At 51.0% G+C, this 14162-nt stretch carries 9 protein-coding genes; 4 read left to right on the top strand and 5 right to left on the bottom strand.

All coding sequences use genetic code 11. The annotated features are described in order from the left end of the window. Positions 1 to 99 precede the first annotated feature (99 nt). From ACJJIW_RS02130 to ACJJIW_RS02120, 3 genes are all read left to right on the top strand, one after another. Positions 100 to 2034, top strand: a complete 1935-nt coding sequence (locus ACJJIW_RS02130; protein WP_444936601.1) for a capsule polysaccharide biogenesis protein — start codon at positions 100 to 102, stop codon at positions 2032 to 2034. A 681-nt stretch (positions 2035 to 2715) separates the two neighbouring features. Continuing rightward, positions 2716 to 3951: a capsule polysaccharide biogenesis protein gene (locus tag ACJJIW_RS02125; RefSeq protein ID WP_444936600.1), complete on the top strand. Its 1236-nt coding sequence runs from the start codon at positions 2716 to 2718 to the stop codon at positions 3949 to 3951. Between the two features lie 209 nt (positions 3952 to 4160). Further along, on the top strand, positions 4161 to 5927 hold the full coding sequence (locus ACJJIW_RS02120; RefSeq protein WP_282934580.1) for a DEAD/DEAH box helicase: 1767 nt from the start codon (positions 4161 to 4163) through the stop codon (positions 5925 to 5927). 94 nt (positions 5928 to 6021) lie between these two features. Here the strand turns inward: ACJJIW_RS02120 and ACJJIW_RS02115 are convergent, their stop codons facing one another. The 3 genes from ACJJIW_RS02115 to ACJJIW_RS02105 all read right to left on the bottom strand — a co-directional run bounded on the left by ACJJIW_RS02115 (position 6022) and on the right by ACJJIW_RS02105 (position 7998). Then, positions 6022 to 6561, bottom strand: coding sequence for a cytochrome b (locus ACJJIW_RS02115; protein ID WP_413664530.1), 540 nt, complete (start codon positions 6559 to 6561; stop codon positions 6022 to 6024). 10 nt (positions 6562 to 6571) lie between these two features. Then, complete coding sequence (locus ACJJIW_RS02110) at positions 6572 to 6799, bottom strand: hypothetical protein (RefSeq protein ID WP_444936599.1); 228 nt, start codon at positions 6797 to 6799, stop codon at positions 6572 to 6574. A gap of 239 nt (positions 6800 to 7038) precedes the next feature. After that, positions 7039 to 7998: a LysR family transcriptional regulator gene (locus ACJJIW_RS02105; RefSeq protein WP_444895075.1), complete on the bottom strand. Its 960-nt coding sequence runs from the start codon at positions 7996 to 7998 to the stop codon at positions 7039 to 7041. A 172-nt stretch (positions 7999 to 8170) separates the two neighbouring features. Here ACJJIW_RS02105 and metE point away from each other — a divergent pair, with 172 nt between their 5' ends. Beyond that, positions 8171 to 10405, top strand: coding sequence for a 5-methyltetrahydropteroyltriglutamate--homocysteine S-methyltransferase (gene metE / locus ACJJIW_RS02100; RefSeq protein WP_444936598.1), 2235 nt, complete (start codon positions 8171 to 8173; stop codon positions 10403 to 10405). A 123-nt stretch (positions 10406 to 10528) separates the two neighbouring features. Here the strand turns inward: metE and ACJJIW_RS02095 are convergent, their stop codons facing one another. Together ACJJIW_RS02095 and pepQ are read right to left on the bottom strand one after the other, a co-directional pair. Continuing rightward, a complete protein-coding gene (locus tag ACJJIW_RS02095; RefSeq protein ID WP_444936597.1) occupies positions 10529 to 12580 on the bottom strand; it encodes an amidohydrolase family protein in 2052 nt (683 codons plus the stop codon). Between the two features lie 205 nt (positions 12581 to 12785). Then, positions 12786 to 14087, bottom strand: a complete 1302-nt coding sequence (pepQ, locus tag ACJJIW_RS02090) for a Xaa-Pro dipeptidase (RefSeq protein ID WP_444936596.1) — start codon at positions 14085 to 14087, stop codon at positions 12786 to 12788. Between the last annotated feature and the right edge of the window lie 75 nt (positions 14088 to 14162).

Below are 14162 nucleotides of genomic sequence, written 5' to 3'. Positions count from 1 at the left end.
GGACACTGTTCACTCGGGCTTCGGCGTTTATCTAACCTTGATAACTTCCTGGAAGCTGAATGTCGCTATGTAGCTCTCAAGCCCGATAGATCAATTTCCATGATGGCTGGCTGGGGGTTAAAAAAAAGCGCCCTTAAAGCACAGCGCCTTGCCACTCATTTGAGTTTGCCTTATATCGCTATAGAAGATGGGTTTTTACGTTCACTCGGCCTAGGCGTAAATGGCGCTGAACCTCATAGCTTGGTGGTAGACTCGACAGGTATTTATTACGACGCCTCCCGGCCAAGTGACCTGGAAATATTAATTAGGGAGGCTGATTTTTCGCCGGAAGATCTTGCTCGTGCAGAGAAAGGCTTAAAGCTTATACGAGAGAGCCGACTGTCGAAATATAATCAATCGACTGATATCTCACTGGGAATTTTGCCTGGGCAAAAGACCATTTTAGTGGTCGATCAAACATTTGGAGATATCTCTGTTAAAGGTGGGTTGGCTTCTGAGCAGCATTTCTCGCAAATGCTTGAGTCCGCAATTAATGAAAATCCTGATGCTGAAATTCTTGTAAAGATTCATCCCGATGTTATCGCAGGGAAAAAGCGTGGCTATCTAAAGGAACTGGCTGAACTGAGGGGTTGTAGGATTATCTCTGAGGATATCTCCCCCTGGTCAATCCTGGATCGAGTTGAAAAGGTTTATGTGGTCAGCAGCCAGCTGGGTTTTGAGGCGCTGGTCGCCGGTAAGGAGGTCCATTGCTTTGGAATGCCTTTTTATGCGGGGTGGGGTTTAACTCGAGATAGGCAAAACTGTGGTCGCCGCAGTGTGAAGCGAACGTTGCTTCAGGTTTTTTGTGCTGCGTACCTAAAATACTCCCGGTATATTAATCCGTATACTGGCAATCGATGTAACTTTGAAGACACTGTGGCATTAATTGCTGAACAACGCAGGCAATGGAGCCGCTTCGATGGAGACTGGGTCGGGGTAGGATTTTCTCACTGGAAAAGGAGTTTTATTCCAGGTTTTATCGGTGGAAAGGGAAGGATTAAATTCTCTTCTGCAAAGGTACCAGATGCAAGGGCAGGAACCAATATTCTGGTATGGGCAAGTCGGATTACAGATGGTTTGCTTGATGAGGCTAAGAAATCTGATTTAAATGTCTGGAGGGTTGAAGATGGCTTTTTGCGTTCCGTTGGTTTGGGTGCCGACCTGGTCGTTCCGAGTTCACTGGTTCTAGATAGTCGTGGTATTTACTTTGACGCCAGGCAGCCCAGCGATTTGGAGATGCTGTTAAATACCTGTAGTTTTCCTGATCCTCTTCTAGATAGAGCTGGAAAGTTACGAGACAAATTGATCGATAAAGGGATTAGCAAATACAACGTTGTAGAAGATCAACCTACAGTTGATTTTGGTTTTTCCTCTGGTAAAAAAATTATTTTAGTTCCCGGGCAGGTAGAAAGCGATGCCTCGATAGCTAATGGCTCCCCGGTAATAAAAAGTAACTTGGCGCTTCTTGAGCGCGTCAGGCTCAATAATCCTGATGCTCATATTATTTATAAACCTCACCCTGACGTAGTTTGTGGTGCTCGCCTAGGTACTTTGCAGGGGAGTTCTGATTCCCTTTATGACACATTGCTTGAACAGGGTGATATAGTTTCTGCTATTAAAGTCGCTGATGAAATTCACACCATGAGCTCCCTGAGTGGTTTTGAGGCATTACTGAGAGGCAAGCAGGTGGTCACTTATGGGTTACCCTTTTATGCTGGCTGGGGGCTCACAAGGGATACGCTTGTCGAAAATAGAGAAATCCCCACGGGTGAGTTAAGGGATTTTTTATCGAGAAGGCAGCGCAATTTAACTTTAAATCAGATGATTGCCGCTACTTTGCTGTTATACCCTGTTTATGTGGATCCCAAAACGGCTGAATTTATCAATGCAGAAACTACTATTGAGCTAATTGAGGGGGCGCGGTCTTTGGGAAATAAAAAAGGAATTTTTTTTAAACTCTTCTCCTTGTATCGAAGAATATTTATGAGATATTGAAAGCTGTACCCGAAATCCAGTATAAGGTTTTCTATTTAATTTCTTTTGATATATTGCTTTAAATTTTTAGATCTCGGGGAATATAGTTTCAATCTTCTACTTTGCTAACTTGTATATTTCCCCCTTCTGCGTTAAGTATTCGGGAACTGGTTTCCAAGGCTTTCCGGCTGCAAGCCATTCTTACTCTATTACGCTCGATTACACTTCGGTGATTATAGTACCAATTGTACTGACACCTATTTTTTCCTGGTATAAGATGTGGGATTAAATGGAGCTGGAATTTATTCGGGTTGCTACAGGGCTAACTTCTTCTCATGTGTCGCCAGATGTTAATTTCTTGGTGGGCTGAGTGGTTGTACTTTTAGATAAATTGACTTTATGGTTTGTACCAAATACAAATTGTGTGTCGGCATTTTTAGACTATACAGTTTGATTGATGGGAAGATCCTAGAAGTAAGAAACCATAGTAGGGCAGTTTTTGCTGCCAAATTTACAAAAGTTTCTGCCCTGTTAGTAGCGACTCTAATATCCACGTTCTATGTTGTTAGATGGCTCGCATAGATGTAAAAAGCAGTTCAATATAATAACTGTGAAGTTTGCCTAATTTCACAGTCATTTCTTTTTTATTCATCGCCTCGTTTCAACGTATCCAGTGACCTTAGCTCAAGGAAAAGCCAATACATGTCTGTGGCAGTATTTTTACAAGGACCTCATGGCCCATTCTTTGCCCAATTGGCGAGGCGCTTGTCACAGAGCGGAGTCATTACTCATAAGATCAACTTTAATGGCGGGGATCGCTACTTTGCTTGGGCTGATTTTCAGGTGGATTTCACCGGGGGAGAAAGTGATTGGAGTGCCTTCTTCTCAGATTATCTATCTAAAAATAATGTAGATACTGTTTTTTGCTATGGGGACTGCCGCCGCCTGCATACCATTGCAAAATCCATCTGCGAGTCCAAGGATATCGCTTTTGGTGTGTTCGAAGAGGGATATTTGCGCCCGGATTTTATCACTCTTGAATTTGGCGGGGTTAACGCCCATTCGCGTACGGACTGGTCTCGAGAAGCAATTAATAGTTATCGAGCCAGAGAGCGAAAGCCGGTTAAATCTGTTGGGCAAACTTTTTTTAGACGAGCGCGTTTTGCAATGGCCTATTATCTTGCGATGCGGGTTTCTCAATCGGAATTTCCCCACTATCGGCACCACCGAAGTCTCAGCTGGCTCGGTGAAGGTGTTTGCTGGATCAGGAGTTTCTATCGAAAAGGCCTGTATAAACTGATGGAGCGGGGACTTACGGCCCGTTTGACGGGTGAGCTCAGCGGCCGGTACTTTCTTTTTCCACTTCAAACCCGCGATGATTTTCAACTGCGAAAGCACTCTGATCTGGTTTCTATCGAAAATGCGATAGAGGTAGTGTTGCAATCGTTTGCACAAAATGCACCACAGGATTCGATGATGGTAATAAAGCACCACCCGATGGATCGTGGGTTTTGTCACTATCAAAAGCTGATACGGGAGCTGGAAACTCGCTACCAGATTACCGGAAGGGTTATTTATTGCCATGACCTGCACCTGCCGACTTTGCTCGACCACACCCTAGGGGTTGTAACAATCAACAGTACAGTGGGTATATCTGCACTCTTCCACGAGGTGCCAACTCAAGTACTTGGACGATCACTGTATGACTTACCGGGGCTGACTCACCAAGGGGGACTCTCCAGCTTTTGGAATCAATCCGACCCGGTAGACACGGAGTTCTTCCAGCGATTTCGGGCCTATCTCTATGATAAGACCCAAGTGGATGGCAGCTTCTCCCGCCATATTACCGCTACAATCGATGGAGTTTGCAGGCGCTTGACGGAGGCCCGTGCAACGGAGCTAAGGCAGCAGCCTGAAACTGAGGTGGATATGGTCTAAGGAGCGCTGTACTCTTTTTACCTCTAGATCAATGACGCTTTTCTTTTTATCTACCCAATATTGATATCCTATCTGTCGGGGCAGATACATGCCAATCAACTTGCCTAAAAAACAGGCTGATCTGGATCGTCTAACCTGTTAGACTGCGCGGCCTTTTACCCACCGCTCCGGTCCCGCGATAGGGACTTTGGCTTCAAGTGAATTCCGAAATGACCGATACCCCTAAAGCGGCCGGCTTCGACCAGTTGGGTCTGCCGTCTGAAATTCTCAGCGCCATCGAAAAGCTCGGCTATGAGACTCCCTCCCCGATCCAGGCACAGACTATTCCATCCCTGCTGGAGGGGCGGGATGTGCTAGGCCAGGCCCAGACTGGCACTGGCAAGACCGCAGCCTTTGCGCTGCCGCTACTCTCCCAGCTGGACCTGAAGGATCGTCGCCCTCAGGCACTGGTGCTGGCACCGACCCGCGAGCTGGCTATTCAGGTGGCTGAAGCCTGCCAGTCTTACGCATCCAAGTTGAAAGGTTTCCACGTTGCGCCTATCTACGGTGGCGCTGACTACCGCGGCCAGATACAGCAGTTGAAGCGTGGCGTTCAGTTGGTGGTAGGTACTCCCGGACGGGTGATGGACCATATGCGTCGCGGTTCCCTGGATCTGTCTAATCTTCGCACCCTGGTGCTGGATGAGGCGGATGAAATGCTGCGCATGGGCTTTATCGATGATGTGCAGTGGGTATTGGAGCAGATTCCTGAAGAGCGCCAGATTGCGCTGTTCTCCGCCACTATGCCAAAAGAGATTGCCCGCATCGCCCGCGAGCATCTGGATGAGCCGGTTGAAGTAAAAATCCGTGTTAAGACTGAAACTGCGGAAACCATTCGCCAGCGCTACTGGCCGGTTGGCGGCCTGCACAAACTGGATGCACTGACCCGTATTCTTGAAGCGGAGCCGGTGGACGCTACGATTATCTTCGTGCGCACCAAAAACAGCACCGTGGAACTGGCAGATAAGCTGGCCGCCAGAGGGTTCGCCAGTGCCGCCCTGAACGGTGATATGGCGCAGAACCTGCGTGAAGCCGTGATCGACAAGCTGAAAAACGGCAAGCTCGATATTGTTGTAGCCACCGATGTTGCGGCTCGTGGACTGGACGTAAAGCGTATCAGCCACGTGATTAACTACGATATCCCCTACGATACCGAAGCTTATATTCACCGTATCGGTCGTACCGGCCGCGCTGGTCGCGAAGGCGATGCGATCCTGTTTGTGGCGCCCCGCGAGCGCCGTATGTTGCGTGTCATCGAGAAAGCGACCAAGAAGCCGATCGAAAAACTCGATTTGCCCAGCGCAGATGCGGTTAACAGTGCTCGTATGCAGCGCTTCCGCGAGCGCATCACCGCGACCCTGGAAGGCCAAACTGATCTGGCGCCCTATCGCCAGCTGGTTGAGGAATTCCTGGCGCAGAATGAGGTTGATCCACTTGATGTTGCCGCCGCGCTGGCTGCAATGGCCCAAGGTGATCAGCCCCTGCTGATTCAAGAGAAAGAGCAGAGACCGCGCAAAGAGCGTCGCGAGCGCGATGATGACTTTGACGGTGGCCGCCGTCGCAAGAAGGAAAGCTTCGAGAAAGATCGCAAGCTGCCGCCGCCCGATGAAGGGCTGGAGCGCTTCCGTATCGAGATCGGCCGCGAGCAGGGCGTGCGCCCGGGCAGCATTGTTGGCGCTATTGCCAATGAGGTGGATCTGGACAGCTCCTATATCGGCCGTATCGAAATCTACAATGATTTCACCACGGTAGATCTGCCTCAGGGAATGCCTAAAGAAGTGTTCCAACACCTGAAGAAGGTGCGTGTTTCCGGTAAGCCGATGAAAATCACCCGCTTCGATGAAGCGGCGGTGAAATCGAAAGGGAAGCCTAAGGGTAAGCCTAAGTTCAAGCCCAAAGGAAAGCCCAAAGCCAAGCGCGGCAATAACGACGAGTAAGTCGTACCTGCTTTAGCTGGTTCTATTCGGGAGAGCGCAGCCTTGCGCTCTCCCATTCAACTCTCCCTATCTCTCCTCACTTCCCTATCTTGGATTAGCGTTGCGGCAGCATCCGGGTCAAAGTGTTATCGCGGGCAATAAAGTGGTGCCACAGGGCGGCGGCGATATGCAGTCCAACCAGTACGAGCAGGGCGGGCCACATTACATCTTTGTGCAGGAAAGCGATTTGCTTGCCCAGATCCGGGTTTTTGGCGAACAGGTTGGGAACGGCAAACAGGCCAAAAAACTCGGTATCGCGCCCAAACAGTTGGCGCATCACGATGCCTGATACCGGCATAGCCAGAATCAACAGGTAGAGTCCACCATGGGTCAGGCTGGACAGTGCCTTCTGCCACTTCTTGCCTTCAATCTGTGGGCGCTTGTGACGTGCACGCCAGTAGAGGCGAAGGGCCAGAAGCATCAGGACACCGACTCCCAGTGAGAAGTGCAGCTGCATAAACCAGCCGCGCATGGGGTCGCCGCGCTCGTAAAACTCATGCAGTTCAACCGCTCCCCACACAGAGAGCAGCAGGATTACAAAAAGCCAGTGCAGTCCTTTACTCACTGAGTTCCAACGTTCAACCGGGTTTGACATAGAGGGTCTCCTACAAAGTCCAGGCATTTGGCCGGGTACAGGCCACTGCCGTGTATAAGGAGCCTCTGAATAACTCCGTAATGCCTCTGCGGGTCTTGAAGGCCGCAGGTGTTAGACGCAGCTCAGTGCGAATGGTTACAGTCCTTTGCGGACGCTGCCATGCAGCAGATGCGGCCTTCAAGACCCGCCCTTCGGGGCTTGCAGAGCGATTCACACTCTGCGTTGCGACTTCTTGCAAGATCTGGATATTCCTGCGAATCCGCGTCTTGATTGTGAACCGCTCTGTAAGCCAGAGGTATCACGGAGTTATTCAGAGGCTCCATCGTTATTTGTGTGATTTTACCGGCCTCTCCGGCCAGACCAAACCATTGATTTGTTCGATCTGAAAATATTCAGTTTGTTTAATAATTGTGCTGAGGTTGAATAAGTCATTATTTCCGTAAAGGCTTAAGCCGCCCAGTTAACTTTTGTAAGTGGTTAGGCAGGTTCTGCCACACTGGGGCTGGTTTTGGCCGCTCTCACACCTTGTAGATTGGCAAAGCTGGTATCCCGTGCGGTTTTGAGGAAGTCTGTGAGATAAGGTTGCTCGAGCATATCTTCCCGCACTGCCGCGTAGAGAGTGCTCCAAAGGCCCTCTTTACCCAGCTGGAGTTGGGAAACAAACCCCTTTTGCAGGTACTCGTGCAGAGCCCAATTGGGGAGGGCGCAAACCCCTCGGCCGCTGGCTACTAACTGAACCATCATCACGGTGAGTTCTGCGGTCCGAACACCCGCTGGCTCTATTCCGGCTGGATCGAGAAAGTGCTGGAATATATCCAGCCGCTCGCGCTCAACCGGATAGGTAATCTGGACTTCACCAGCCAATTCCTGCGGTTCTACCCAGCGCCGCTTGCTCTCCTGCGCCAGTGGGTGTTTGCGGCTTATGGCAAGGCACATTTCAAAGCTGAACAGCGGCTCGTAGTGCAGGCCTTTCAGGTCCGGGTCTGGATTGGAGGTGACAACCAGGTCCAGGTCGCCGCGCACCAGTGCGGGCAGGGGAGCGAAGTGGAAGCCGCTGCACAGGTCCAGTTCCACTTCTGGCCAGCCGTCCCGATAGGTATTCAGTGCGGGCATCAGCCACTGGTAGCAGCTGTGGCACTCGATAGCGATATTGAGCCTGCCCGCTTGACCAGATGCCAGCCGGGACAGGTCCCGTTGTGCTATAGCTACCTGGGGCAGTATGTCGTCCCCCAATTGCAGCAGCCTCAGACCGGCACTGGTAAATCGCAAAGGCCGGGATTTGCGTATAAACAGTTCTTGGCCGAGCCGGTCCTCCATTTCGCGAAATAAGTGCGAAAGTGCCGACTGGGTCAGGTGAAGGCGTTCCGCTGCGCGTACCAGACTGCCTGTCTCACGCAAAACACTCAGCGCACGCAAATGGCGCAATTCAATCATCATTAAAATTATTCATGTTATTTGCAAAAAATATGAAATTGATTGAACAGTACTGTGCGCACACAATCAAGTCAGGACTCTCGCTAATGCGACCGTTACCGAGATCGCAGATGCGGGGTATTTTTCAATGGGGCAACTTTGTTCCCCTCACAGGAAAGAGCTTGGGAAGGCGGCCATGGTGCAAACACATATCCTCGGCTATCCGCGTATCGGAGCCAATCGCGAACTAAAGAAAGCGCAAGAAGCCTATTGGCGCGGTGATATGCCCCAGCAGCAGTTGCTGCAAGTGGGCACAGAGATACGCCGTGGTAACTGGCAGGCCCAAAGTGAGGCCGGTTTGAGCCGTGTGGCTGTGGGAGATTTCGCCTGGTACGACCAGGTTCTGAATCACTCCCTGATGTTTGGTGTGGTCGGTCAGCGCTTTAAAGAAGGAGCGGCAGATAACAAGCTGGACCAGTACTTCCGCTTGGCCCGTGGTCGCGCTCCATCGGGACAGCCGGTAGCGGCCAGTGCCATGACCAAGTGGTTTGATACCAATTATCACTATCTGGTGCCTGAGCTCTCCAATGATCAGGCGTTCTCCCTGGATAGTGAGTGGTTACTTGACGAGGTGCGGGAAGCCCAATCCCTGGGCTACAAAGCCAAGCCGGTGATTATCGGACCACTCACTTACCTGTGGTTGGGGCGAGGTGTGGATAGCCCTCTGGATTTAGTGCCAAAACTCCTGCCTTGCTATGCCGAGTTGCTGTCTCAGCTCGCTGACCTCGGAGTTGAATGGGTGCAGTTGGATGAACCCATACTAGGCCTGGATCTGCCGGATGAATGGCGTGGGGCTTTTGATAGCACCTACCAGCAGATTGCGGCAGTAGCCCCGGGGGTGAATACACTGCTGGCTACCTATTTCTCACCTTTGCACGAGAATTTGGAGCTGGTATTTTCCCTCCCGGTGTCTGGGGTACATATTGACTGTGTACGCGCACCTGAAGAACTTGAAGCTGCGGCCCAGCTGGAAGGTAAGAACAAGGTTCTGTCTGCGGGTGTGATTAATGGGCGCAATGTGTGGCGAGCAGACCTCAACCGCTGGCAGGGCACTTTGCGGCCTTTGGCGAAACAGTTGGGAGATCGCCTGTGGCTATCAGCCAGTTGCTCCCTGCTCCACAGCCCTGTGGATCTGGAAACAGAGATCAAGCTGCCCAGTGAGCAAAAACAGAAGCTTGCTTACAGCCGCCAGAAACTTCAGGAGTTGGCTCAATTACAGCAGCTGCTCAATGAGGACACAGAAATCTCTGCCTCAGGCGGAGAGAGTGGTGTAGCCGAGGGCTCCATTGCCGGTCAATTGCAGGATACCTGGCGTCAACAGTGCTTTCAGGATCGCTCTTTAGTACAGGCCAAGCGTTGGCAATTACCACTGCTGCCCACCACCACAATAGGCTCATTCCCACAGACGGATCTTTTGCGCGGTGTGCGCCGCAAGTACCGCAATAGCGAGATTTCTGAGGCGGATTATTTAGAACATCTACGCGCTGAAATTGCCGAAGCTATCCGTCGTCAAGAAATACTCGGTCTGGATGTACTGGTGCATGGAGAGGCAGAGCGCAACGATATGGTGGAATATTTCGGGGAGCAACTGGATGGTTTTGTACACACCGGTAATGGCTGGGTGCAAAGTTATGGCTCTCGCTGTGTGAAACCCCCGATTATTTTTGGTGATATCTCCCGACCTAACGCTATGACTGTAGAGTGGAGCAGCTATGCCCAGAGCCTTACTAATAAGCCGGTAAAAGGTATGCTCACCGGCCCGGTTACAATTCTCAACTGGTCCTTCCCGAGGGAAGACATCCACCGCAGTGAGAGCTGTCTGCAAATTGCCAAAGCATTGCGGGAGGAGGTGTTGGATCTTGAGGCGGCCGGTATCGGGATTATCCAGATTGATGAACCGGCTTTGCGTGAGGGAGTTCCCCTTCGAGAGTCTGAGCACCAGGATTATTTTGCCTGGGCGGTAGGGTGTTTCCGCTACACCTGTAGCGAAGTAAAAGCGGAAACCCAGATCCACACCCATATGTGCTACAGCAATTTCAATGCAATTATGGATGCCATTGTTTCCCTTGATGCGGATGTAATTACTATTGAATCTGCTCGCTCCGACTTGCGCCTACTCAGCGCGTTTGCTGACAAGGCCGGTGGTTACCCCAATGAAATTGGACCTGGCATTTACGATATTCACTCACCCAATGTGCCGGAAAGGGGGGAGTTGGTAGAGCGACTTAAGAAAATTGCACAGGTGGTGCCGGTTGAGAGACTTTGGGTAAATCCAGACTGTGGCCTTAAAACCCGTAACTGGGCCGAAGTGGGTTCATCCTTGCTGAATATGGTAGAAGCGGCGCGCACTGTGCGCACAGAACTGGCCTAGTTAATTTATAAATAAAAAAACCGGCAATCATTTGGATTGCCGGTTTTTTCTTTTCAGTTTTTCCCGCTACTGTTTTTTTCGCTTCTTTTTTTCGCTACTTTTTTTTCGCTACTTTTTTTTCGCTTACTGGGACTTGGTGGCTACTGTAGTAGTGTTATTTAATTCAAATGGCACTGAAGGGTGGAAAGGTTTAATACCCAAGGCTGTGTAAAGCTCATCCGGGCGATACATATTCTGCCCCTCGAGTACCAGTGCAGTGCGACGCAGCGCGGTAATATCCTCAAGGGGATTTCCCTCCAGTAAAACCAGGTCTGCATTTTTTCCCACTGCAATACTGCCAGTGTACTCGTCGGCCCCCATAACCTGCGCCGGTACCAGTGTAGCCGTGCGCAGAACATCAATATTGGGAATACCTGCTTTGGCATAGAGTTCGAGTTCGCGTAACAGGGTAAATCCGGGGATGCCATCGGAGCCCGCGACCATAGTGACCTTGTGCTCGTGTAGCTTGAGCATCATGGCCAGCAGGGCTTCCGCTGAAAGGTCGTAGTCATCCCGGTGTTCCGGCTTCACATCCAGTTCGGCCCCAACAAAGGCGCGCTGGATATTGACTGGAAGGTGGTCGGTAATATCGGCAAATTCAGGATCTACCTTGCCCGGCTGGCGCAGTAACATCGAGCTGAATACGGTGGTGGTTGCGTCTACGACAGTGCCTTTTTTGGCTAGCTTATCCAGGAAAGTAGCCACTTCTTTGCTATCCAGATCCAGCTCGTGGGCGTGCTCCCCGATTTCTGTAAAGCGCAGTCTTTTACGGGTATCTATCTTGCCCATAAAATTCAGGAACAGCATATTGATATGCTGAACTTCATCAAAGCCCGCGTCGACTGCCTCTTCGGCGGTCATAAATGCAGGAATATGACCGGACAAACGCATACCATTTTCGTGGATATGCTTGGCTAAGGGAGCGATCCACTCTGGCTCCATCGAGCTGTAAGTTTTAATTTGCTGATAGCCGCGATCGGCATACCACTCGACAATATCCTTGGCTTCTTCCAGGCTGTCCGCAGTCTTGCCCATTCGCATGGCATTTTCGCTTTCCCGGTCCATAAAGCCCGCACGGAAAAGGTCGCCGCCAATGATTTGCTCTGACTCAAACATCCCTTCAATACGCATGATACTTTCATGGGTATTACCGATGTCGCGAACATTGACAATGCCAGCGGCCATATTCAGGACACCATCGGTAGGGGATAAGTGGGCGTGCATATCCCAGAGGCCGGGGATCAACGTATGGTTACGGGCATCAATGGTGGTTGCCCCGTTGGCTTTGATCGGTTTTTTACTGATTTTTGCGATCTTTCCATCTTTGATCAGAACATGCTGCTGTCTCTGCAGTTTGCCAGATTCAACATCAACCAGGTTGACGTTGCTGATCAGGATGGGTTGGGTTGATGTGTGGGTATGTTTCTTGGCAATACCTTGCAGGTACTGGTCTGCGGCTGCGACTTGCCGGGTTTTCAGTTCTTCGAGGTGAGATTTATCCCAGCCTTTGCGCAGGATGGCGAACCATCCCCCTTCGTCGGAGGCAAATAAATCCCCATTGTCATCATACCAGGCGAGATCTGGGGTAAAGCCCAGGCCGCTTACGCCGTAAAGGTGGACCGTTTTCTTTTTCTCCCCTTGTTGCAGGGTCACTTTATCAAGCTTATGGAGGCGTGCTTTTCCTTGCGGCAGTAAATCAATATTTTGATCTGCATCGGCAATCAGTGCTTTTACCAATTGCGCCTGTACGGCAAGGGTGCTGTTCTTGGGAATATAAAATTGGGCTTCGGAAGTTTTTGCGCTGCCATGTTCATCGGAACCTTTCCAGCGAGCGACACCATTTTCCAGGGAAAATTCTTCGCTGACTGGAGCACCAAATGGGCTGATCCCTTCAATGGATAGTTGCTCGGGCATTGCCGCCTCACCGATAGTGAAGCTCTCCTTGAGGTTTAGGCGACGGTTATTCCAGCCGAGCTTTAATTCACCAGATACCTTTGTTCCATCCTGATGAATAACTTCAGAGCCAGCAATGCCCTCTTTATCGTAAAAAATATACTCGATTGATTTTGCATAAACGCTATTGGCTGCGGCTAGAACTGTGGCTGCGATAAGCGTTGCCAGTGTTTTTTTTCTCATGAATTGTCCCTTTTCTTGTTGTAATACCGGTGATGGACTTTGGCTTCTTTTCGGTGAGGGGGCAAGCAGCTTAGGGGCGCAAGCGGCGAGAGGGAAAGCGGGAGCGGTAAGGCGTTCTTTAATGTTTTAACTTTCGGAGTAAGGTAAAGGTATTGTGAGAGCGCTGACTTGTAAGCACTCTCACAATATTGCTTTAGTCTATGAACTAAGAGTTGCGAGAAAGGTTTTCGTTGCCGGTTGCGTGTACGACAATATTGTCTTCAATGCGCACGCCGCCGTAGGGGCGGAAGCTGTCGACCTTATCCCAGTTAACTTCGGCAGCGAGGTCTGAGTCTTTTAGCTCTCCCAATAGGCTCTCGATAAAGTAGAGCCCTGGCTCGATGGTAAATACCTGGTTCTCCTCGATAGTTCGGCTGGTACGCAGGAACGGGTACTCGGCCGGTGGGGGTGTCGTGCCTCCATCGGGGCCGGTCTGGTGACCGCCGACATCGTGTACCTGGAGGCCGAGGAAGTGACCCAGGCCGTGTGGCAGGAAGGGGCGAGTTAAGCCGGATTCCACGGCATTCTCGGCAGAGGTTTTGATAATGCCAAATTGGAGCAACAGCTCGCCTACGTTTAAGTGGCACTGGCGATGTAGTTCTGGGTAAGGCAGGCCAGGTTTGAGGCCGTCTACCAGCTGCAACTGCTTTTCATCCATTGCCGCTACCAGCTCTGCGAACTCATTATCGGCATAGGCGTAGGTGCGAGTGATATCAGAGCAGTAGCCATTGCAGTCAGCACCCGCATCGATCAGGAAGCTTTTCAGCTGCGGCTCAGGCAGGCGCTCAGTAGACAGGTGAGTGTAGTGCAGGATTGCGGCATGCTCATTCAGGGCAACAATGTTGCCGTAGGGCATACGGTTCTCGCCCTGGCCAGCAGCGCCCAGGTAGGCTTGGTTGATCTCAAATTCACTGGCGCCACTACGGAAAGCCTGTTCGGCGGCGCGGTGCCCATTGACCGCAATGCGGTTCGCTTCACGCAGGCAGGCGACCTCATAAGGCGTTTTATAAGCGCGGGCCCAGTGCAAGCGGTTGATCAGAAGCTCCGGATTTTCCTCCCCCAGTGGCCAGCCTTGCAGCTTGTCGCTCTCACCGATAAAAGCGGCATTCTCTGGGCTCAGGAACGCCTGGGCATCGGCCGGCTTGCTCAGTAGCTCGATATCGTAGAAATCGCTCCAGAAGGTCTGGGGTGCCGGCGGTACATAGTGCCAAAAGTCTACTGGACGGTAGAACAAAAGCTTTGGCTTTTGTCCGCGCTGATAGATAACCCAGCTGTGGGGGTTGTCGGTAATGGGAACCAGTGCCTTAAAGTGGGGATTCACCTTAAACGGGTAATAGTTATCGTCCAGGAACTGCACCCTGGGAGCGCCACTGAATACGTTGAGGGTATCAAACCCGCTCTGCTCGAGGATTTCGTCGTAGCGGCGGCACAGGGTGGCCATATGATCGGCGTAAAGGTTTTTATCCATGTTCTCCCCGGAATGGATCGCTGAATCGTAAAGTCGGCATAGTGTATAGTCTGGACTCTGGATATTTGGCCTGAA

The organism is Microbulbifer maximicatervae (SeqCode) (assembly GCF_052467815.1).
This window is presented reverse-complemented; position numbering and strand designations above follow the sequence as displayed.

Excerpts from the sequence above, each read along its gene's own strand:
- ACJJIW_RS02125 (WP_444936600.1), top strand. The coding sequence starts at position 2,716 with ATGTCTGTGGCAGTATTTTTACAAGGACCTCATGGCCCATTCTTTGCC.
- ACJJIW_RS02095 (WP_444936597.1), bottom strand. The coding sequence starts at position 12,580 with ATGAGAAAAAAAACACTGGCAACGCTTATCGCAGCCACAGTTCTAGCC.
- ACJJIW_RS02120 (WP_282934580.1), top strand. The coding sequence starts at position 4,161 with ATGACCGATACCCCTAAAGCGGCCGGCTTCGACCAGTTGGGTCTGCCG.
- ACJJIW_RS02130 (WP_444936601.1), top strand. The coding sequence starts at position 100 with ATGATGGCTGGCTGGGGGTTAAAAAAAAGCGCCCTTAAAGCACAGCGC.
- ACJJIW_RS02115 (WP_413664530.1), bottom strand. The coding sequence starts at position 6,561 with ATGTCAAACCCGGTTGAACGTTGGAACTCAGTGAGTAAAGGACTGCAC.
- ACJJIW_RS02105 (WP_444895075.1), bottom strand. The coding sequence starts at position 7,998 with ATGATGATTGAATTGCGCCATTTGCGTGCGCTGAGTGTTTTGCGTGAG.
- pepQ (WP_444936596.1), bottom strand. The coding sequence starts at position 14,087 with ATGGATAAAAACCTTTACGCCGATCATATGGCCACCCTGTGCCGCCGC.
- metE (WP_444936598.1), top strand. The coding sequence starts at position 8,171 with ATGGTGCAAACACATATCCTCGGCTATCCGCGTATCGGAGCCAATCGC.